At 61.7% G+C, this 21,061-nt stretch carries 21 protein-coding genes; 14 read left to right on the top strand and 7 right to left on the bottom strand.

Translation table 11 applies throughout. From position 1 onward, the window contains the following. The first annotated feature begins 502 nt into the window (after window positions 1-502). Entirely contained in the window at window positions 503-970 is a 468-nt protein-coding gene (locus ASC97_RS25835) for a group III truncated hemoglobin (RefSeq protein WP_057471203.1), read from the top strand. A 6-nt stretch (window positions 971-976) separates the two neighbouring features. Here ASC97_RS25835 and ASC97_RS25840 read toward each other — a convergent pair whose 3' ends face one another. Then, window positions 977-1,495 carry a GNAT family N-acetyltransferase gene (locus ASC97_RS25840; protein ID WP_057471204.1) on the bottom strand — a complete coding sequence of 173 codons (519 nt, stop codon included), beginning with the start codon at window positions 1,493-1,495 and terminating at the stop codon, window positions 977-979. A gap of 20 nt (window positions 1,496-1,515) precedes the next feature. Continuing rightward, window positions 1,516-2,082: a helix-turn-helix domain-containing protein gene (locus ASC97_RS25845; RefSeq protein ID WP_057471221.1), complete on the bottom strand. Its 567-nt coding sequence runs from the start codon at window positions 2,080-2,082 to the stop codon at window positions 1,516-1,518. Window positions 2,083-2,222: 140 nt separating this feature from the next. Here ASC97_RS25845 and lepA point away from each other — a divergent pair, with 140 nt between their 5' ends. The 3 genes from lepA to ASC97_RS25860 are packed head-to-tail and all read left to right on the top strand — an operon-like array spanning window position 2,223 to window position 4,643. Then, complete coding sequence (lepA, locus tag ASC97_RS25850; RefSeq protein WP_057471222.1) at window positions 2,223-4,058, top strand: translation elongation factor 4; 1,836 nt, start codon at window positions 2,223-2,225, stop codon at window positions 4,056-4,058. Window positions 4,059-4,113: 55 nt separating this feature from the next. Further along, the gene (locus tag ASC97_RS25855; RefSeq protein ID WP_057471205.1) at window positions 4,114-4,344 is read left to right on the top strand and encodes a type II toxin-antitoxin system CcdA family antitoxin; all 231 of its coding nucleotides are present in this window, start codon (window positions 4,114-4,116) and stop codon (window positions 4,342-4,344) included. Beyond that, on the top strand, window positions 4,344-4,643 hold the full coding sequence (locus ASC97_RS25860) for a CcdB family protein (RefSeq protein ID WP_057471206.1): 300 nt from the start codon (window positions 4,344-4,346) through the stop codon (window positions 4,641-4,643). Before ASC97_RS25855 ends, ASC97_RS25860 begins: the two co-directional genes overlap by 1 nt. Here the strand turns inward: ASC97_RS25860 and ASC97_RS25865 are convergent. Further along, a complete protein-coding gene (locus ASC97_RS25865) occupies window positions 4,640-5,098 on the bottom strand; it encodes a GFA family protein (RefSeq protein ID WP_057471207.1) in 459 nt (152 codons plus the stop codon). The genes ASC97_RS25860 and ASC97_RS25865 overlap by 4 nt on opposite strands. Window positions 5,099-5,281: 183 nt before the next feature. Between ASC97_RS25865 and ASC97_RS25870 the strand changes: the two genes are divergently transcribed. The 9 genes from ASC97_RS25870 (at window position 5,282) to ASC97_RS25910 (ending at window position 14,911) form a co-directional block, all read left to right on the top strand. Next, on the top strand, window positions 5,282-6,862 hold the full coding sequence (locus ASC97_RS25870) for a peptide ABC transporter substrate-binding protein (RefSeq protein WP_057471208.1): 1,581 nt from the start codon (window positions 5,282-5,284) through the stop codon (window positions 6,860-6,862). Window positions 6,863-6,906: 44 nt separating this feature from the next. Next, the gene (locus ASC97_RS25875; RefSeq protein ID WP_057471209.1) at window positions 6,907-7,830 is read left to right on the top strand and encodes an ABC transporter permease subunit; all 924 of its coding nucleotides are present in this window, start codon (window positions 6,907-6,909) and stop codon (window positions 7,828-7,830) included. Next, entirely contained in the window at window positions 7,827-8,744 is a 918-nt protein-coding gene (locus ASC97_RS25880) for an ABC transporter permease (RefSeq protein WP_057471210.1), read from the top strand. The genes ASC97_RS25875 and ASC97_RS25880 overlap by 4 nt, the downstream gene beginning before the upstream one ends. Before the next feature lies 1 nt (window position 8,745). Continuing rightward, complete coding sequence (locus tag ASC97_RS25885) at window positions 8,746-9,753, top strand: ABC transporter ATP-binding protein (RefSeq protein ID WP_057471211.1); 1,008 nt, start codon at window positions 8,746-8,748, stop codon at window positions 9,751-9,753. Then, entirely contained in the window at window positions 9,746-10,729 is a 984-nt protein-coding gene (locus ASC97_RS25890; RefSeq protein WP_057471212.1) for an ABC transporter ATP-binding protein, read from the top strand. The genes ASC97_RS25885 and ASC97_RS25890 overlap by 8 nt, the downstream gene beginning before the upstream one ends. A 201-nt stretch (window positions 10,730-10,930) precedes the next feature. Next, entirely contained in the window at window positions 10,931-12,145 is a 1,215-nt protein-coding gene (locus ASC97_RS25895; protein ID WP_057471213.1) for an alpha/beta hydrolase, read from the top strand. Window positions 12,146-12,303: 158 nt separating this feature from the next. Further along, window positions 12,304-13,269, top strand: coding sequence for a formylglycine-generating enzyme family protein (locus ASC97_RS25900; protein ID WP_057471214.1), 966 nt, complete (start codon window positions 12,304-12,306; stop codon window positions 13,267-13,269). A gap of 31 nt (window positions 13,270-13,300) precedes the next feature. Further along, a complete protein-coding gene (locus ASC97_RS25905; protein ID WP_113001356.1) occupies window positions 13,301-14,308 on the top strand; it encodes an HAD family hydrolase in 1,008 nt (335 codons plus the stop codon). Window positions 14,309-14,422: 114 nt separating this feature from the next. After that, entirely contained in the window at window positions 14,423-14,911 is a 489-nt protein-coding gene (locus ASC97_RS25910; RefSeq protein ID WP_057471216.1) for a hypothetical protein, read from the top strand. Window positions 14,912-14,926: 15 nt separating this feature from the next. Here ASC97_RS25910 and ASC97_RS25915 read toward each other — a convergent pair whose 3' ends face one another. Continuing rightward, window positions 14,927-16,666, bottom strand: a complete 1,740-nt coding sequence (locus ASC97_RS25915) for a hypothetical protein (RefSeq protein WP_057471217.1) — start codon at window positions 16,664-16,666, stop codon at window positions 14,927-14,929. A gap of 139 nt (window positions 16,667-16,805) precedes the next feature. After that, on the bottom strand, window positions 16,806-17,027 hold the full coding sequence (locus tag ASC97_RS25920) for a hypothetical protein (RefSeq protein ID WP_338012544.1): 222 nt from the start codon (window positions 17,025-17,027) through the stop codon (window positions 16,806-16,808). 388 nt (window positions 17,028-17,415) lie between these two features. On the opposite strand from ASC97_RS25920, the gene ASC97_RS25925 reads away from it, so the two are divergent. Next, window positions 17,416-19,356 (top strand): mechanosensitive ion channel family protein, encoded by a 1,941-nt coding sequence (locus tag ASC97_RS25925; RefSeq protein ID WP_057471219.1) that lies wholly within the window; start codon window positions 17,416-17,418, stop codon window positions 19,354-19,356. 82 nt (window positions 19,357-19,438) lie between these two features. Here the strand turns inward: ASC97_RS25925 and ASC97_RS25930 are convergent, their stop codons facing one another. Beyond that, window positions 19,439-20,074: an NrsF family protein gene (locus ASC97_RS25930; protein ID WP_057471223.1), complete on the bottom strand. Its 636-nt coding sequence runs from the start codon at window positions 20,072-20,074 to the stop codon at window positions 19,439-19,441. Beyond that, a complete protein-coding gene (locus ASC97_RS25935; protein WP_057471220.1) occupies window positions 20,061-20,627 on the bottom strand; it encodes a sigma-70 family RNA polymerase sigma factor in 567 nt (188 codons plus the stop codon). Before ASC97_RS25935 ends, ASC97_RS25930 begins: the two co-directional genes overlap by 14 nt. Window positions 20,628-21,061: the final 434 nt, after the last annotated feature.

Raw genomic sequence — 21,061 nt, forward strand, 5'->3', positions numbered from 1 at the left:
CGGGACGCGGAGATTGTGGAACGGGTTCGGGGAGCGGGGATGATCTGGCGCGATATTTCGGCTAAGCGATTGATTATGCTCAGCCGATAGTGCAGAATCGTCCTCCTTGTTTCTGTGCTTTCCACGTCGTTCCTTCGCCCATGCCAACCTCATTCCTGTGCTCGTCACAGGAATCCAGTGCGCCCAAGTCCTTGGGCGCGCGGAAAACTCTTCCTCCGACGACAAAAGGACGAGTCATTCATGGCGCCGACGCGCCGTGGCTGGGTGACAAGCACAGGAGTGAGGGAGGGGTCGCGGCCGGGCGCATGGGGAATCCCGGCAATGGCCATGCCTAAGTCAAGGACGCTGTTGCGCGCACATCCCCATCTCATTTCCCTGGCGCCCAGAGGGCGACGCGATGACGCATTCCGTGGTTGCCTGCGGCGACGCTTTGGTCTTCACCCGGCGGCATCGGCTGCCTATATGAGAGGCGGCCGCGACACGCGGCATGCCGGAGTGGACGATGAACACCGAAATACAGGGCCGGGCGGCGCATGTGGCTGCCATTCGCGAACGCGCCGAAGCGGAGATGAAGGCGATGGGTGTCGATGACGCGTTCATCGACAGGCTGGTCGAGACCTTTTACGGCCGGGTGCTGAAGCACCCTGCCCTCGGCCCGGTGTTCGACGCCAGGCTGTCGGGACGCTGGCCGGAGCACATGGCGAAGATGAAGAGCTTCTGGTCGGCCGTCGCCTTTCGCAGCGGCGCCTATGGCGGCAAGCCGGTGCAGGCGCATACCGGCGTCGCCGACCTGACGCCGTCGCTCTTCCCGCAATGGCTGGCGCTATTTTCTGAAACGCTCGACGATATCGCGCCGAATGCCGAGGCGAAGGCCTGGTTCGTGGCAACCGCCGAGCGGATCGCCAAGAGCCTGACGCTGTCGCTCTTCTACAATCCGGCGCTGGACGACCCGCAACGCAAACCGGCCTGATGCCGCTCAGGCAATACGTTTGTAGAAGAAGGTGGAGGCGCAGAAGCCGCCTTCCGGCCAGAGCGCATAGTCCGGAATGACGCCGACGCGTTCCCAACCCAGACGCGGATAGATCGCTTCGGCATCGCTGCCGGTCGCGGTGTCGAGCACGAGGATGCTCTTGCCACGGCTGGCGGCCTCGCGTTCGGCTGCATCCATCAACAGACGCGCCAGGCCCCGGCCGCGGGCGGAACGATGGACCAGCAGCTTCTTCAGGTCGGCGCGATGCGGCTGGTTCGGCATCTGCGCGGCACCGATCTGCACGGTGCCGACGATCTTTCCTCCCACCTCGGCAACGAGAAGCAGCGTCGCGCCGGCATCGACGGCATCGACGACACCCTGCCAGTAGGTCCGGGCATCCTCCGGGCCATAGGGTTGCATGAAGCCGACGGACGCGCCGCCGTCGACGCAGTCGGCAAGCACGTCGCACAGATCGGGAACGGCCGCGCTGGCTTCTGCCGGGCCGAGAAGGCGGATTGTGGTCATGGGGTTCTCCTGAAGCGAAATTAGCGCCCGCGACGGTCGAGGACGACGCAATAGCGGGCCGGTTTGTTGCCGGGATTGTGGAAGACGTGGCCCTCTGCCACCGGCATGAAAAGGCAATCTCCGGGAAGCAGGCGGTGGACGGTCTTGCCCGTGGTCATCTCCAGTTCGCCGTCGAAGAGCCAGATATGCTGGTTCATGCCGCTGCTTGCGGCGTGCGGCGGAAAGCTGACGCGGGCGCCTGCCGGAAATTCGACATCGACGATATCGACATCCGAGGCGGTGCCGGGGGGAGAGACGGAGCGCCTGAGGTAGCCGGTTTCGGGGTCGCGCCACACCTGCTGCTCCTGGCGTCGGGAGAGCGGCGAGGCTGCGCCCTCTTCGGCAAAGAAAGCCGAGAGGGACAGGCCCAGGGCCGCACAGACCCTCGCCAGCAGAGAGGCGGTCGGGCTCGCCTCGCCGCGCTCGATCCGCGAGATCATTGCCCGGCTAACACCCGAGGCGCCGGCGAGGTCGTCCAGCGTCAGGCTCTTTTCGATCCGGAGTTTGCGAATGCGGGTGCCGATCGCCTTTTCGAGTTCCTGTTCCATCATTCGTTCCATTATTCCACTATAATAGAAATACATAGTCCGATGATGGAATCAAGTACAATTCCTGCGGGGCCCGACCTGCGACCTATCGTAAACAAAACCCTGCTTTTCCGCTTTGCGGCAGGGGGATGCGCTGCTATATGGCGCGCATGAGCACCAATCCGAACCGCACCGCCCTTGACCATATCCGCAACTTCTCGATCGTGGCCCATATCGACCACGGCAAGTCGACGCTGGCCGACCGTCTGATTCAATCGACCGGCGGCCTTGCCGAGCGCGACATGTCGGAGCAGGTGCTGGATTCGATGGATATCGAGCGCGAGCGCGGCATCACCATCAAGGCGCAGACCGTTCGCCTGCACTACAAGGCCAACAACGGCGAGACCTACATCCTCAACCTGATCGACACGCCCGGCCACGTCGACTTCGCCTATGAAGTCTCGCGTTCCCTGTCGGCCTGCGAGGGCTCTCTTCTGGTCGTCGACGCTTCACAGGGCGTGGAAGCGCAGACGCTTGCCAACGTCTATCAGGCGATCGACAACAACCACGAGATCGTCACCGTTCTCAACAAGATCGACCTGCCGGCGGCGGAGCCAGACCGCATCCGCGAACAGATCGAGGAAGTCATCGGCATCGACGCTTCGCAGGCGGTGCTGATCTCGGCAAAGACCGGCCTCGGCATTCCCGATGTCCTCGAAGCGATCGTCCATCAGTTGCCGGCGCCGAAAAGCCCCGGCGGCGAAACCGCGCCCCTGAAGGCGCTGCTGGTCGACAGCTGGTACGACACCTATCTCGGTGTCATGGTTCTCGTGCGCGTCATCGATGGCGTGCTGAGCAAGGGCCAGACCATCCGCATGATGGGCACGGACGCGAAGTATCAGGTTGAGCGCGTCGGCGTGCTGACGCCGAAGATGCTGGCCGTGGACAGCCTCGGCCCGGGCGAGATCGGCTTTTTCACCGGCTCGATCAAGGAAGTGGCCGACACCCGCGTCGGCGACACGATCACCGATGACAAGAAGCCGACGGCGCAGGCGCTGCCGGGCTTCAAGCCGGCCCAGCCGGTGGTGTTCTGCGGCCTCTTCCCCGTCGATGCTGCCGATTTCGAGGACCTGCGCGCCGCAATGGGCAAGCTGCGCCTCAACGACGCGTCGTTCTCCTTCGAAATGGAATCGTCCGCCGCTCTGGGCTTCGGCTTCCGCTGCGGCTTCCTCGGCCTGCTGCATCTTGAAATCATCCAGGAACGCCTGGAGCGCGAATTCGACCTCGACCTGATCGCGACCGCCCCTTCGGTCGTCTACAAGCTGCACATGACCGACGGCAGCGAGCGCGAGCTGCACAATCCGGCCGACATGCCTGACGTGGTGAGGATCTCGGAAATTCATGAACCGTGGATCAAGGCGACGATCCTGACGCCGGACGATTATCTCGGCGGCATCCTCAAGCTCTGCCAGGACCGCCGCGGCATCCAGACGGAACTCACCTATGTCGGCAAGCGTGCGATGCTGACCTACGAATTGCCGCTCAACGAAGTGGTGTTCGACTTCTACGACCGCCTGAAGTCGATCTCGAAGGGCTATGCCTCGTTCGACTATCATCTCGACACCTATCGCGAGGGCAACCTCGTCAAGATGTCGATCATGGTCAACGGCGAGCCGGTCGATGCGCTGTCGATGCTGGTGCACCGCACGGCTGCCGAAAAGCGCGGCCGCGACATGTGCGAGAAGCTGAAGGACCTGATCCCGCGGCATATGTTCAAGATCCCGATCCAGGCGGCGATCGGCGGCAACGTGATTGCCCGCGAAACGATCTCTGCGATGCGCAAGGACGTGACCGCAAAGTGCTACGGCGGCGACGCCAGCCGCAAACGCAAGCTGCTCGACAAGCAGAAGGCCGGCAAGAAGCGCATGCGCCAGTTCGGCAAGGTGGAGATACCGCAGGAAGCCTTTATCGCAGCATTGAAGATGAGCGACGAGTAGCCGTTTTCTTTCTCCTGATATGCGCATATGATTTGCGCATATCAGGAGATCGACCATGTCGCATGCCCCCCGCAAGGCCGCCAACCTGTCGCTCGACAGCGGACTCATGGCACAGGCGCGCGAACTGAACATCAACATCTCGCGGGCCGCCGAAGATGGCATCGAACGCGCCATCAGGAGCGAGCGCGAACGCTTGTGGCGTCTGGAAAACGTCGAAGCGATCCGGCAGGAAAACGAGTATGTCGAGAAGAACGGCCTGCCGTTTGCCAAATATCGGCAATTTTGATGGGCCGATTCCAGGTCTACCGATTGAAGTCCGGAGACACTCTGGCGTTAGACGTCCAGGCGGATCTGCTTCGTGATCTGCCGTCGCGCATGATGGCGCCGCTCTATGCCGCAGAAGATATGTCGTGGTCGATCCTGCAACTCAATCCGCGCTTCCTGATCAACGGGAGGCTCTATGCGCTGGCAACCCAGCGCATGGCAGCCGTCCAGACCCGAGAAATCGGCGATGCGGTTGCCGACCTTTCCCCGCGCAGCGACGAGATCACCGCCGCCCTGGATTTCCTGTTTCGGGGTTTTTAAGCCGAAGCCCGCGCCATGTATTCTTTCACCAGGCCCTCGTAGGCGTCCATCTCCGGCAGCGCCTCGTAGCTGTAGACGGCACCGGTTTGCGCGAAGGGCAGCTTTTCATTCGTCCAGGTCTCGATGAAGGGCGTGAACCAGCGCGGGTCGTCCAGCATCGTCGGCCGCAGGTTGACGAACCAGTCCATGCCTTCCGGGCGGGTGAACATCCAGGTCATGCAGTAGGGGCAGAAATAGTGGCGCGCGCCGCCGTGCAGGCCGCCGACGACAGGCTCGCCGTGCGTCACCTCGAAGCCTTCTGCGGGAATGGCGGCGCTCAGCGAATAGGCGCTGGACGACATTTTCTGGCAGCCGGTGCAGTGGCACGCCATCGTCAGCAACGGTTTGGCGGTGATCTTCAGCCGCACCTGACCGCACCGGCATCCACCTTCCCAAGGCAGGTCTTGCTTGCTCATGTCGCTTTCCCTCGTTCAGCGCCAATATCTAGCGGCCGACAGGCCAGTGTCAAATCGCGACATGGAAGGGGCTTGCAACGGCTTTTCTTTGCGTTAACTTGCGCTTTGACCTGGACGTAACAGGTCAAACACGGGAACAAAACGACTAAAAAAGGCGAAAAGCCTAGAAAGGTGGCCCCCATCATGAACTTCCTTACGAAAAAATTTCTAGCCTCCGCAGTGTTTGGCTCACTGCTGGCGGTGTCGGCCCATGCGGCCACGCTGAATATCCACAATGGCGGCGACCCCCAGTCCCTCGATCCCCAGAAGCTCTCCAGCGACTATGAGAACCGGATCGCGGGCGACATATTCGAAGGCCTCGTAACGGAAGATCCGAAGGACGATCCCATCCCCGCGCAAGCCGAAAGCTGGACGGTTTCTCCCGACGGCAAGGTCTACACCTTCAAGCTTCGCGACGGCATCAAGTGGTCTGACGGCCAGCCTGTTACGGCAGAAGACTTCGTCTTCTCCTTCCAGCGCCTCCTCGACCCGAAGAACGCCGCCGAATACGCCTACCTGCAGTTCACCATCAAGAACGCGGAAAAGATCAACAAGGGCGAGATTACCGATTTCAGCCAGCTCGGCGTCAAGGCGATCGACGACAAGACGCTCGAGATCACGCTTGAAAACCCGACCCCCTATTTCATCAATTCACTGATGCATTACACCGCCTATCCGCTACCGAAGCATGTGGTCGAGGCCAAGGGCGAAGACTGGGTCAAGATCGGCAACATCGTCACCAATGGCCCCTACAAGCCGACCGAATGGATCCCGGGCGCATCCGTGACCACCGTCAAGAACGACACCTACTACGGCGTCAAGGACCTGAAGATCGACGGCGTCAAGTTCTTCACGCTGGAAGACCAGGAAGCGGCGCTGAAGCGCTACCGAGCCGGCGAGTTCGACATCATGACGGACTTCCCGACCGACCAGTACGAATGGATGAAGACGAACCTGCCGGGGCAGGCGCATGTCGCGCCGTTCCTTGCCAGCTATTACTACGTGTTGAACGCCCAGAAGCCGCCGTTCAGCGACAAGCGCGTGCGCCAGGCGCTTTCCATGGCCGTGAACCGCGAAGTGATCGGCCCGAAGATTCTCGGTACCGGTGAACTGCCGGCCTATTCCTGGGTTCCGCCGGGCACCGCCAACTACGGCGAGCCCGCCTATGTCAGCTGGAAGGATATGCCGTACAAGGAGAGGCTCGCCGAGGCGAAAAAGCTGCTGGCGGAGGCCGGCTTCGGTCCAGATCACCCGCTGAAGGCACAGCTTCGCTACAACACCAACGACAACCACAAGCGAGTTGCCGTCGCGATCGCATCGATGTGGAAGCCGCTCGGTGTCCAGGTCGAGCTCTACAACACCGAAACCAAGGTGCACTACGACGAGATGCAGCGCGGCCAGGTCGAAATCGGCCGTGCCGGCTGGATCGCCGACTACAACGACCCGGACAACTTCCTGGGCCTCCTGGTCTCCGATGTGTCGATGAACTACGGCCGCTGGAGCAACGCGGACTATGACAAGCTCGTCAAGGAAGCGAACGCCCAGACGGACCTGAAGAAGCGTGCCGAGATCTTCAAGCAGGCCGAACAGCTGGCGCTCGACGACAGCGCGGCCATCCCGCTCTACTACTACGTCTCCAAGAACGTGGTATCGCCGAAGGTCCAGGGCTTCGAAGACAATATTCAGGACATCCATCGCACGCGCTGGCTGTCTGTCAAAGAATAGGGATATCGGCCCTTCCTCACCCGGGGAAGGGCCGGTCCACGATCATGATCAAATACGCACTCCGTCGTCTGCTCTCGACGATTCCCGTCCTGTGGATCGCCGTGACGCTCAGCTTTTTTGTCTTGCGCCTTGCACCCGGCGGCCCATTCGATGGCGAACGGCCATTGCCGCCGGTGATCCTCAAGAACCTCGCGGCCCACTACAACCTCGACAAGCCGCTGATCGAGCAATACCTGATCTATATGTTCGATGTGCTGAAGGGAGATCTCGGTCCTTCTTTCGCGAACCAGGATTTCAGCGTTACCCAGCAGCTCATGCTCGGCCTGCCCTATACATTCACGATCGGCGGGGCGGCGTTCGTACTGGCTATCGTCATCGGCGTGACGGTCGGCTGTCTTGGGGCGCTTTATCAAAACAAGGCGCCCGATTACCTGCTTGGCCTGCTTATCCTCATCGGGCTGGTTCTTCCGAACTTCCTGATTGCGCCTATCCTGCAGCTGGTCTTCGGTATCCGTCTCGGCTGGCTTCCCGTAGGCGGCTGGGGTAACGGCTCGATCCGATACCTGATCCTGCCGGTGCTGGTGCTCGCCTTGCCGCATGCCGGCCGGATCTCGCGCATGACCCGCGGATCGATGATCGAGGTGATGAACCAGAACTATATCCGAACCGCGAAAGCCAAGGGCATCGGTCCGCGGCTCACCGTGATGCGTCACGCCCTGAAGCCCGCCATCATGCCCGTCGTCTCATATCTCGGGCCGGCGGCAAGCTACCTGCTCACCGGCTCTCTGGTTGTTGAAAGCATCTTCGGACTGCCCGGCATCGGTCGCTATTTCATCAACGCGGCGCTCAACCGCGACTACGGCATGGTTCTGGGGACGGTCATCTTCTACATGGTGCTGATCGTCGTTCTGAACCTCATTGTCGACATCGCCTATGCGTGGCTCGACCCGAAAGTGAGAAGCCGATGATCCTCAATCCTGCAAAGCGCGAACTGCTCGCGGCCGAGCTTCTCGAGGCCGAGGGCCTCTCCCAAAAGAGCCGTTCGCTGACCGGCGACGCGCTGCGCCGTCTCTCGCGCAACAAGGCAGCGGTTGTTGCCATCGTGGTGCTGGCGCTTCTCATCCTTGTCGCCTTCATCGGCCCCTATCTGATCCCATTCGACTACGAGGAGCCGGATTGGGAGGCCTTCCGGATGGCGCCGGATTTCGCGAGCGGCCACTATTTCGGGACCGATCCGAACGGCCGCGACCTGCTTGCCCGCGTTCTCTACGGGACCAGGGTGTCACTGGCAGTCGCCGCGACGGCGACACTCGTCTCCGTCGTCATCGGCGTGCTCTACGGGGCGATCTCCGGCTATATCGGCGGCAGGCTCGACGCCATCATGATGCGCTTCGTCGACATCATGTACGCGCTCCCCTACATCCTCTTCGTCATTCTCCTGATGGTGGTCTTCGGCCGCAACGTCTATCTGCTGTTTGCAGCGATCGGCGCACTGGAGTGGCTGACAATGGCGCGAATCGTGCGTGGACAGACGCTGTCGATCAAGCAGAGGGAATTCATCGAAGCGGCTCGCGCGTCCGGTCAGAGGCCGTTCAAGATCATCCTCAAGCACATCATCCCGAACCTTATCGGCCCGGTTGTGATCTTTGCAGCGCTGACCGTCCCCGAGATCATCGCAACCGAGAGCTTTCTCTCCTACCTCGGATTCGGCGTCCAGGAACCGCTGACTTCGCTCGGCACGCTGATCGCCGAAGGCACCGATGCAATGGAAAGCATGCCCTGGCTGTTGATCTTTCCCGCCTGTTTCCTCGTTGCCCTGCTGATGAGCCTGCTGTTCATCGGCGACGGCCTGCGCGATGCATTCGACCCGAAGGATCGCTGAGATGCACCCCGAAACAAAGAACGACACCCTTCTCGAACTCCGGGACTATTCGATCACCTTCCGGACACCGGACGGCGAGGTCAAGGCAGTCTCCAACATGAATCTCTCGGTCAGGCGTGGCGAGAGGATTGCGATCGTCGGGGAATCCGGCTCGGGCAAGAGCCAGACCTTCCTTGGCATCATGGGTCTTCTGGCCAAGAACGGCCAGACCAGCGGCCAGGCACTGCTGGAGGGCCGGGACGTGCTCGCCCTGAAGTCACGCGAACTCGACCACGTGCGCGGCAAGGACATGGCAATGGTGTTCCAGGACCCGATGACCGCGCTCAATCCGTCGCTGAAGATCTCGCGCCAGTTGACGGAACAGCTGGAGGTGCACCGCGGCTTTACTGCGCGGGCGGCTTCCGCCGAGGCGCTCGAGATGCTGAAGCGCGTCGGTATTCCCGATCCCACGCGGCGCTTCAATCTCTACCCGCACGAGCTTTCGGGCGGCATGCGCCAGCGCATCGTGATCGCAATGGCACTGCTCACCAAGCCGAAGCTCCTGATCGCCGACGAGCCGACGACGGCGCTCGACGTGACGATCCAGGCGCAGATTCTCGATCTCTTCAACGACCTGACGGCCGAGATGAACACCGCCCTTGTGATGATTACCCACGATCTCGGCGTCGTGGCTGGGCTCGCCGACCGTGTCGCGGTCATGTATGCGGGACGGATCGTCGAGGAGGCGCCTGTGGATGAGCTGTTCGACAATCCGGCGCACCCCTACACGGCAGCCCTGCATGCCTCCATCCCGCGGCCAGATCAGGATGTCGACCGGCTGGCCGTCATTCCCGGCCGGCCGCCGAATCTGCAGCACCTGCCGAAGGGCTGCAGCTTCTCGCCGCGCTGTCCAATGGTCCAAAACGACTGCATCGATGCGTCGCCAAGGCTTGCCATGGTGGCAGAACGGCATTCGGCGGCGTGCTTCCATCCCTTCCCGCGGCTTGAGGAGGTCCTGAACCATGGCTGAGCGTTCACTTCTGAGAGTCGAGAACCTGACGACCCAGTTCGAGCTGCCCTCGAAAAGCTTCTTCAAGCCGCCGCTGGTGCTCACGGCAGTCAACAATGTCAGCTTCGATCTCAGCGAGGGCCGCACGCTCGGGATAGTCGGCGAATCCGGCTGCGGCAAGTCGACGCTCGGGCGGTCGATCCTGCGCCTCCTGAAATCGCAGAAAGGCCGGATCCTCTGGCAGGGCCGCAATCTGCTCGACCTGTCGGACGAGGACATGCGCGCCGCACGCCGCGACATGCAGATCATCTTCCAGGATCCGATCGCCTCCCTCAACCCGCGCATGACCGTCGGCGACATCATCGCCGAACCGCTGACCGTCTTCGAGCCGAAGCTCACCAGGGCTCAGCGCACGGAGCGCGTGCGCGAGATCATGACGGCCGTCGGCCTGGTGCCGGAGATGATAAACCGCTATCCGCACGAATTCTCGGGCGGCCAGGCGCAGCGCATCGGCATCGCCCGCGCAGTGGTGACACGGCCGAAGCTGATCATCTGCGACGAGCCGGTTTCGGCTCTCGACGTGTCGATCCAGGGCCAGGTCATCACGCTGCTGCGCAAGCTCCGGAAGGAGTTCGGCCTGACACTGATCTTCATCAGCCACGATCTATCCGTCGTGCGGCTGATCTCGGATGATGTGCTGGTGCTCTATCTCGGCAAGGTCGTCGAAGCCGGCGACTGCGCCACCGTGTTCGACAATCCGGCGCACCCCTATACGCAGGCGCTGTTTTCGGCGGCACCGATCCCCGATCCGAAACGCGCCCGCAACCGTCAGCGCATCCGCCTTCAGGGCGACCCTCCCTCGCCGCTCAACCCGCCAAAGGGCTGCGTCTTCTCGCCGCGCTGCTGGAAGGCGACGGACATCTGTCGCACGGAGATGCCGCCTATCGAACAGGTGCGCCCCGACCAGAAGGCTGCCTGCTATCATATCGAGCGATAGCGTCGGCTTCGCGCCGCAGGGCAGCGGATGCCGGACATTTTACAGGACGAACACGCCATTTGGCGGGTTCGTCCTGTAAATCGTGCTTTGGCGGCAACGGAACAGCATGTCGTTGCGTAAAATTCACGGGTTTTACTGTAAAGTACTTCCCCGGATGAAGAGGATTTGTAGTGTGCTCCCGAATGGTTTGACGGAGTGCCTATGCTAAGGAAGAGTCTTCTCGCAGCCCTGCTCATTCTGTCGGGTTGTGGCCACCCAAGCGGCGTTATGACGCCTATTGCAGTGAACGCGAACACACGGGTGACGACTGAGGTCGATATGCTGGTTGCAACGACCAGACAGCCGTCCGGCGATCCGGCAACGCTCTTCAACGGTGAACGCAGCCCCAAACCCTATCTCACCGCCATCGCGGTCTCCATCCCGCCCAAACGCGAACCCGGCACCGTACAATGGCCGCAACGGCTTCCGCCCAACCCGGCCACGGACTTTGCCGTGACGCGCGTGAAGGAGATCAACTCTGTTCCGGAAGGTCGCGCCTGGTTCGGGCAACATATCCAGGGCGGGCATGCCCTCGTCTTTATCCACGGCTTCAACAACAAGTACGAGGATTCCGTCTTCCGGCTTGCCCAGATCGTTCACGACAGCGACATGCATGCGACGCCGATCCTCTTTACGTGGCCCTCGCGCGCGCAGCTGACTGCCTATGAGTACGACAAGGAAAGCACGAACTACTCCCGCACGGCGCTGGAGCAGGCGCTGCGCACGCTGGCCGAGGATCCGTCGGTCAAGGACATTACGATCCTTGCGCATTCCATGGGCACCTGGCTGGCGATGGAATCGCTTCGGCAGATGGGCATTCGCGACGGCCACGTGAATTCCAAAATCCACAATGTCATCCTTGCCTCGCCCGATATCGACATCCAGGTGTTCGCCAAGCAATTCGCCGAAATGGGAACTCCGCGGCCGAAATTCACGATCTTCGTATCCCAGGACGACCGTGCGCTCGCCGCCTCCAGTTTCATCACCGGGCGGGTGTCGCGGCTCGGTGCCATCAATCCGGCTGCCGAACCCTACCGTTCCCGTCTCGAGCAGGCAGGAATTACCGCGATCGACCTGACGAAGGTGAAAAGTGACGATAGCCTGAACCACGGCAAATTCGCCGAAAGTCCCGAGATCGTGCAACTGATCGGACAGAGGCTGATGACCGGCCAGACGCTGACGGATTCCAACGTATCGCTCGGACAGGGGATCACGGCCGTGGTCGGCGGCACGGTCACCAATATCGGCACCGTCGCCGCAACGGCGGTGGCAGCGCCAGCGACGATCCTCGAGCAACCGATGATCAACCGGAAAAAGCCGGCTGGCGCCGACACCACCCTGCAGGGCGATCTGACACCGCAGCCGCTGACCCAGTAAACCAGAAGCATCAGCCGGCGCTGGCGATATATCTTGCCGGCGCCATATATCGCTCGTTTACGCCGCAGTTTACGTTGAACGCAGATGTGGTTTTACCGTTGCGTACTTCCTGTTTACGCATTGAATCGTCAAACTTGCTGCCAACCTTGGAGGTCGCGATGACTTTGGCTTTCGAAACCGAACATGGACCATCGACAACGCCCGACGGCATGGTGTGGATTCCCGGTCGCACCTTCAGCATGGGATCGAACGATCATTATCCGGAGGAGGCTCCGGCTCATCCGGTCGAGGTCGAGGGGTTCTGGATCGATGAAACGCCGGTCACCAATCGCAAGTTCATGGAGTTCGTGAAGGCGACACACTATGTGACCTTCGCCGAGAAGACACCTGAAGCGAAGGACTATCCCGGGGCACTACCCGAGATGCTGAAGGCGGGATCGCTGGTTTTCACCCAGCCCAAGAAGGTGAGCGGCCCGGATATTTCCCAATGGTGGACGTTCAAATTCGGCGCAAACTGGCGGCGTCCGCTGGGAGGCTTGAGCGACATCCGCGGCAAGCTCGATCATCCGGTCGTGCATGTGGCCTATTGCGACGCCAAGGCCTATGCCGATTGGGCCGGGCTCGATCTCCCTACCGAAGCCGAGTGGGAATTGGCCGCGCGAGGCGGCTTCGACGACACGGAATACGCCTGGGGCGGGGAGCTCATGCCGGGCGGGGTCGCGATGGCGAATACCTGGCAAGGTACCTTCCCGACGCATTCGACAAAGCCGGCGGGCAAGGAGCGAACGTCCGCCGTGCGCTCGTTTCCCGCGAACGGCTACGGCGCCTACGACATGATCGGTAACGTCTGGGAGTGGACCTCCGACTACTGGTCGATGCGCCATCCCGAGCCTGCCGCGAAATCCTGCTGCATTCCTCACAACCCGCGCGGGGGCGACATCGATGCGAGCTACGATCCCCGCCAACCGGAGATCCGCATCCCGCGACGCGTTCTCAAGGGCGGCTCGCATCTCTGCGCGCCGAACTATTGCCGGCGCTATCGCCCGGCCGCGCGTCATGCCGAACCCGAGGATACATCGACAAGCCATGTCGGCTTTCGCTGCGTGAAGCGAACGGCGGGCTGAACTGACGCACCAATCGGGGAAATCGATGCGAATGCACGCACACCGTTCCGATACTCGACTTGCCTCGCTCGTTCTGGCTTTTCTGCTTCTGATCGCAGCGGCGAATTCCGTTTTCGCCCAGGAGGTCTTGTCATCATGGAGCGACGGTGCGGCGAAAACGCGGATCATGGCGTTCGTGAAAGCGACCACGACGGAAGGAACCGATCGATATGTCGCGCCGGACGACCGGATTGCCGTCTTCGATAACGACGGAACCCTCTGGTCCGAGCAGCCGTTCTACTTCCAACTCGGCTTCATGCTCGACCGCGTCAAGGTGCTTGCGCCGCAGCATCCCGAATGGAAAGCGAAGGAACCGTTCAAATCAATCCTGGCCGGCGATCTCGCGGGCGTCGCCAAGAGCGGCGAAAAGGGCATCGTCGAACTCGGCATGGCCACACACGCCGGCATGACGACCGACGAATTCGCCAAGATCGTCACCGACTGGTTCGCGACGGCGAGACATCCCAAAACCGGCAAGCCCTACAACGAGATGACCTTCGTGCCGATGCGGGAACTGCTCGACTATCTGCGCGCCAACGGCTTCAGGACCTACATCGTCTCAGGCGGCGGCGTGGAGTTCATGCGGCCGATGACGGAGAAGGCATACGGGATCCCGGCGGAACAGGTCATCGGGAGCACAATCGTCACTCAATACGACCTCGTCGACGACGTGCCGGTGCTGAGACGCCTTCCGAAGATCGACTTCATCGACGACGGCCCAGGCAAGCCTTCAGGCATCAACAAGTTCATCGGCCGGCGCCCGATCTTCGTGGCGGGGAATTCCGACGGCGACTATGAGATGCTGCGCTGGGTGACAGCGGGCAAAGGTCCGTCGTTCGCGATGATCGTCCACCACACCGATGCCACGCGGGAATACGCCTACGATCGCAAATCCGCATTCGGCAAACTCGACAAGGCGCTCGACGAAGCCGCGCAGCGAAACTGGCTGGTTGTCGACATGAAGGACGACTGGAAGAAGATCTACCCCTTCGAGCAATAACCGCAGATGCGGATCGCTCTGGTGCCCACGATGGTCGGCCGCTGACCTTCGTCGTGCAACCTTCTGATTTTTCGCGCGTTCGGGTGTCATGCCATGACTCCGAGGAGGTACCCGATGTCCAAGCGCACAATGCCCGATACAGACCCCCTTCCGGAATGGGTGGAGGAACCCTTCGGCGAGGGAATGGGCGACGAGAAGCCGCAAGGGTTGACCTCACAAGCTGAAATCCGGTCCCATATCGCTGAACTGGAAGACGAAGCCCCGGCCGAGGACGAGTTCCTCCCTCCGGCTGACTATGAGCTGAGGGACAGGCGAACGTTGCAGGATGTCAGCGACGACGTCGAGCGGCTGCGTAACGAGATCGATCATCTCCGCGCGCGGCTGTCGATCATCCAGCATCAGGCGGCGACAGTCGTCAGGTCAAATGTCGCGTGGGCCGATGCCAGTGCCCACGCTCAACTCGGGCCTTATCCGTGGGCGAAGCTGGCAGGCGCGATGGCCGCAACGTTCATCGGCGCACGAATGCTGGGACGTGCCGCAGGTTTTGCGGCAATGGTACTGCCCCTGATCGCGAGGCCGCCAAACCGGGCACAAGATAGGTGAGGCTGCGCGCCTCCTCTACATGGCGCTTGCAAGCGCGCTGCTCTTGAGCCCCGCCTTTACCAGACCCTCATTGAGGGAGGCTGACAACGCCGGCTTGAAATGGCGCCGCTCCATTTCTTCGCGGAACGTCCTCTCGAATTCAGGGGCCAGAAGCCCGGCCTCGTCCAGCCGCGCAGCCGCTTGATCGGAACCGAGCTGGCCAAGTGCGGCGGCACGAAGCACCCGGATCACGAAGTCGCTACTGTTCACCTGTTCGGCGAGGAGCGACGCCTCGGCCCAATCGCCACGGCGATATGCGTCGAGGGCAAGCACCAGAACGGCATCGCGCGGGACGGCGTCCACCGATCGGCCGGCATCCTGCGCCAGGGAAACGGCGGCATCCCAATAACCTGCGCTGAACAGCACCATGGCCAGCTTGGCGCTGACCTCCGGATTGTTCGGGTTGAGCACGAGCGCACGGTTGCCGGCGCTGATCGCAGCATCCGTTCTTCCGCTGTCGAATTGCGCCAGCATCAGGGCGATCTGTGCGCGATCGGACAGGGGCGCAAGCGATGCCGCTCGATTTGCAAGACCGATGGACCGGCCAATCGTTTCAGTGTCCCCGCCTGTCCGCCCGGCAATCAGCACCCTCGCCAGGGTTGCGCTTGCATCGGCATTGTTCGGCTCGGCAAGGAGCGTTTTTTCAAGGCATGCACCGGATTCTGCGACAGCGTCAGGACTGCCGTCGTCGAGGGCGTATTCCGCTCTCAGGACGCAGGCGTTGCCGATCGAATTGGCAGCGCCGTTGTGAGTCTCGATGTTGTTGATCGCGCCACGGACTGCGGCAAATCTCCGCGAAAGCGTCGTGACAAGCTCGTCCCTTACCGTCGCCTCGGCTTTTCCTTTCGTATCGATGCGTTCCAGGCCGGAGCTCAGCAAGTCGCCCGAACGGGTATCGACGATCTGCCACCAGACGCTGCGGTCATCGCCGTCGCCGTAGTACTTCATCGCTATTTCGTAGGCACTGCCCTTGGGCTCCCGAAGGCTGTCCGCGAGGCGTCTCCCGGTCGTTGTCGCGGTGGCCAGCCGCAAAGTCTGGAATTGTGCCAGCGCGGTCAGCAGCATGTCCCGCGTTACGCTCGCGTCCCCGGCCCACCTGGCCTCGGCGGCCGTCATCCTCACCGATACCGTGGGTTTTTCGGTATATGAGGGCCGCAGCCCGTAAAAAATCAACCCGGCTGAAACCGCGACGACAGCCGCGGTCGCGACAGCGAGCGGCAGTTTCCAGCCTCTGAACTGCCGGGCGTCCTGACGCGTGGCAACCTGAGGCTCTTCGCCATGCGCCGGCTGCGACAAAGCCCGTGGTATTTCGGTGCCTGCGCCGGCGTCGTCGAGGATCTCGCGCGGCGCAGCGCTCGAAGGCAGGAAAACCGCCAGATATCTGCCCTTGGGGAGCTGCAGCTCGACGCTGGTCTCTGCGCCATATGCCTCGTAGTACTGGTTAAGTGCGGACCGCAGGCGACTGACTTCGATACGAACGATCGGATCGATCGCCGGATCGAAATTCGTGGGCCGCCCTAGGACATCCACAGCGATGGCATATGCCTTTACGCCTTCTCGTTGCCCTTGGAACAGGTGCTCGGCGAGATAGCGAAGTATGCTCACGGCGCGATCGGTAACATGAAATCTGCTGTCGGACAGCAGCCGCTCGAGCTCGGCTTTGGCCTCGCACATTGCGACCGCGCCGGATGCATCGTATTGTTCTTCCACACTCATGGCTGCCTCTCGCATGCAAAGATTGACGCTTGAGTAGAACAACTGACGTTATCTCTTGCATTACGAAAGGTTGCAACAACAAACTCTAACAAAACCGAGACTCGCCAGATTTCAATCGTGGCGCGCGGTGTTTCGACACTCATGAGGAATTGTGAAGACAGAGCTTGATGACATCGGACTCGATCTCGCGACAGATGGCCTCGTACTCTTCGATCAACGGGTCGCGCGACGTACCAACACGATTTCGGAACCGGTCGAGCGCGGTGCAGGCATCCTCGTAGGCCTCACTCAAACTTTCCAAGGAAGACGACTTTTGGGCGAGAACCTGCAGGCTCCCGCGTAGCGCAGGGAGTTTCAGCATGAGCCTCCAAAGACCCCGCTGTGCAGCGCCGGCCGGCGAATTCTCTGTCGTACGTCTCCCGTTCATCAGCCTATCCGGCCTTGCAAAGATCCCACCGGAAGAACCTACTCCGATCGAAAAAGGCGGGAAGTACGTAACGGTAAACGCCCGCCCGCATTTACGCGCGAGATCGGCGGCGTTTACATTCTTCCGAGGACATTTACACTCGCATTTACCGTTGCGTACTCGTACTGAACGCCGTTTCGTGATCTCGGTTACAGCTGAGCTGGAGGGTGAGCGTGAAAAAAATCAATTTGATGAACAGGCGAGGTGATATCGGTCTGCGGGCGCCACGCCTGCTGATTTTTCCACGCATGAACTTTCAGTTTTCCAACCAGGAAGCCACCGGATGAAATGGCTGGTCACTCTCCTTTTCGTATTGTTGACGGCCGCCAGCGCCGGCGCACAGACGCAGCCGGTTCCGGGCAAAATCGACGATCTTGTCCGGCTTCTCCAGGATCCCGAGGTCCGAACCTGGCTGGAGAGCCAGAAGCCAGCGGCGGCGGTGCAACCGGCGGCGCCCAGCGGTCTACCCGCCTGGGAACTGGCGACGCGCAAGCGGATCAACGCGATTGTTTCGGCCGTCCCTCGCATCCCGACCGAGGTCGCGTCGGCCTCGACGCGGGTGAGGCAGGATGCGATCTCCCATGGCTATGCGCCTGTCATGCTGATCTTCGCCGGCCTGGTTGTCGTCGGGGCAGTTGCCGAGACGCTGTTCCGGCGTTTGCGGCCGAACATGGCCGTCCCCGGCAGTCCGCCGCGCGTCCTCTCCGAGCTCCTGCCCCTTGCCGTTTTCGCAGCAGCCATGGCCGTCATATTCTTTGCGGTCGAGTGGCCGCCGCTTGCCCGGATCGTCCTTCTTACCTACCTGATCGCATTCGTCGTCTATCGTTTCGCATCGGCGCTGGCGGATATCGCGTGTCTCGGTCGCAAGGATTTGCTGCGGCGCGTGCGAATCGTCCTGGGGATCGCGGTTTTCGCCGCCGCCTGTGCCGGCCTGGCGGAACCCGTCGGACTCGACCCTGCCGTTGCAACCGCGATCGCCTATTGCTTCTCCGTCGTGTTGCTCCTGCTGGCGATCGAAATGGTCTGGCGAACGTCCCGAAAGGGGCGCACTGCCAAACTCGGACTGACCGCATTTCTTGTCGCGGCCTGGGTCCTCTGGTGCCTCGATCTTCGCGGCCTGTTCTGGATATGCATCTATGCACTGATTTTGCCGGGAATACTTCGAAGCGTCGGGCGCAGCGTGGAGGCAGCAATTCCCTCTCCGCCGAACAGTCGCCGGAGCGTGCTGCTCGTTCGGGGCAGCCGGGCCATTGTCGTCGCCCTCGCGGCGGCGTGGATCGGCCTCATCTGGCAGGTGAACCCGAATTCGCTGGCGCATCAGAATCCGGCACTGACCAGGATCCTCTATGGCTTGCTGAAAAGTGTCATCGTCCTCCTTCTTGCCGATCTGGTATGGCACCTTGCACGGGCCCACATTGATCGCACGCTTGCGACGTCGGCGGACACGAGCGGACTGTCACCGGCCGACATGGCGCGCCGCAGCCGGCTTCGGACATTGCTGCCGATCATCCGCAACGGGCTCGCAGCGATGGTGGCTGTGATGGCCGGGCTGATCGTGCTGTCGGAACTCGGCGTCGAGATCGGACCGCTGATCGCCGGCGCCGGTATCTTCGGTGTCGCCATCGGCTTCGGCTCGCAGACGCTGGTCAAGGACGTCATCAGCGGCGTCTTCTATATGCTGGACGACGCGTTCAGGGTTGGCGAGTACATCCAGGCAAAGAACTACAAGGGGACGGTCGAGGGCTTCAGCCTGCGGTCGGTCCGCCTGCGGCATCATCGCGGCCCGGTGTTCACCATCCCGTTCGGCGAGCTGGGGGCGGTCGAGAACATGAGCCGCGACTGGGTCATCGACAAGTTCCGGATTTCCGTCGGCTACAACACCGACATCGCCAAGGCACGCAAGATCACCAAGGCGATCGGTGCAGAACTGCAAGCGGATCCCGAGGTCGGTCCGCTGTTCATCGAACCGCTGAAGATGAAGGGTGTCGAGGAGTTCGGCGACTACGGCATCGTCCTGAGTTTCGCAATGACAACCGTGCCCGGTCAGCAGACCTACATTCGTCGCAAGGCATACGCGATGATCCGCGATGCCTTCAAGACGAACGGCATCGAGTTCGCGCAGCCGACGGTTCAGGTCGGGGGAGAGGACAAAGGCGGCGGAGCCGCCGCCGCAACCGCGGTGCGAGCGACCCAGCTCAAACAGCAGGCGCCGGAAGGCGAGTGATGCGAACGTCCGGGACGTCAAGGCGAATTGAATCCGTCACGTAACAAGCGGTCGATTCTTCACTGTCGGAGCCCCTCGCGGCTTACCATCGCAACACATGCCGACCGAGGATGAAACCGGCAAATATCACGACCATGATTGCAATCGAGTACCACACAGCCAGGAAAAGCGGACTGTCGTCGGGGCAGTGCCAGGCATAGACCGACGCGGCAATAGCGCCGGCCGCAAGGCCGGCGACGGCGCCGGCGAGGCCCGGCTTATCGGGTGCAGCCTCCTTCAATGCCAAAAGCAGGCACGCAAGCGGCGCAAGCGAAAGAATAGGAACGAAAAGGATGCAGTAAACGGCATAGTTGCCTGTCATGCTCGTCATCCAATTCCGTTCCGGCACGACGACGAGTTCCATCGTGACGCCGACAGCCAGCAGCGCCACCGGCAAGACAAGTGCCAGCGCACGAGTTTTCAACGAAACGCCCGGACAGCCCATCGGAAACACGAGGGCGGCAGCGACGACAGCCAATATCAGCGTCTGGCAGATTTTGAAGCAGACGCGCGGCGTGTCGACGACAGCCAGTATATCGGGCCGGATGCCGACGAACAGAACCATGTAGGCAATGGAGATCGCCGCACCGACGAACAGTGCCGCAGCCATCGTGCGGCCGTGCCGCATGCGTACCGGAGCGTCCTCTGCCAGAAGCGCGATCAGCCTATGCGTTTTCACGTTCATCTCTCCGATAGTAGGCGGCCAGCGACTTCAGCGCCCGGTGAAGCGCCACGCGAACCGCTCCCTCGCTCATTTTCAGGCGGGCAGCGGTCTCTCGAACGCCCGCCCCCTGGACCGAGATGGAGCGCACGATGTCACGCCCCGGGTCCTTCAGTTGCTCAAGCAGACGTTCGACATCGAGCCGGTCGAAACCGTCCGCCTGCTCTTCGGCCCCCAGTGTCGCCATCACATCCTCGATCGGCACGTTCACATGCCGGCCGCGCCGCCGCATGCTGTCCACCAGCTTATTGCGCACAATGGTCGACAGCCACGGACCGATCGGCCGCCGCGGATCCCAGGTTCCACGCTTCAAGTGGACGGCAAGCAGTACGTCCTGCACGACATCCTCCGCCTCGCTGACAGGCGCGCCGAATTGGTCGCAGCGCCGGCGTGCCATTGCGCGCAGATGAGGCGTCACAGCCGAAAGGAAGTGGTGATAGGCGCGCGCATCGCCTTCGATGGCTTGGCGCATCCAGCCGGACCATTCCCGTTCACGCGCCGAATGTTTCACCCGACATCATCCTCTACGCAGCCGCACCAGGTTTTGTTACCACCCTTTGCGATATATTCTTAGAGGCGCGCAAGACATGGTCGCAAACATGCCCTATTCTTGTCCAACTGCGACAGGGGGCTCGCCTGAAACACACGAACCCGGCCGCGGCGCCTCCATCGAGCCGGCAACGGCATTCTAACATCGTTCCGGCGGGAATCGCAGGCTCGGCTGCGGTCGTCAAGCGGCCGTTCGGCGGTGTTGCCGACAGGCGGCACGACGCTAGGCTGGCGACTTCACTGGAGCAGGGCCCACGTCCTGGTGATATTGAAGCGGTCGAGGTGCCCCGGAGGGGAAACGCAAAAAGCTCCTCGACGGTTAGGCGGAGGAGCTTTGTTTTGGGTGTCTTTGAAGATTCTGGTTGCGGGGGCAGGATTTGAACCTGCGGCCTTCAG

Source organism: Rhizobium sp. Root1203 (genome assembly GCF_001424945.1).
Taxonomy (GTDB): Bacteria; Pseudomonadota; Alphaproteobacteria; order Rhizobiales; family Rhizobiaceae; genus Rhizobium.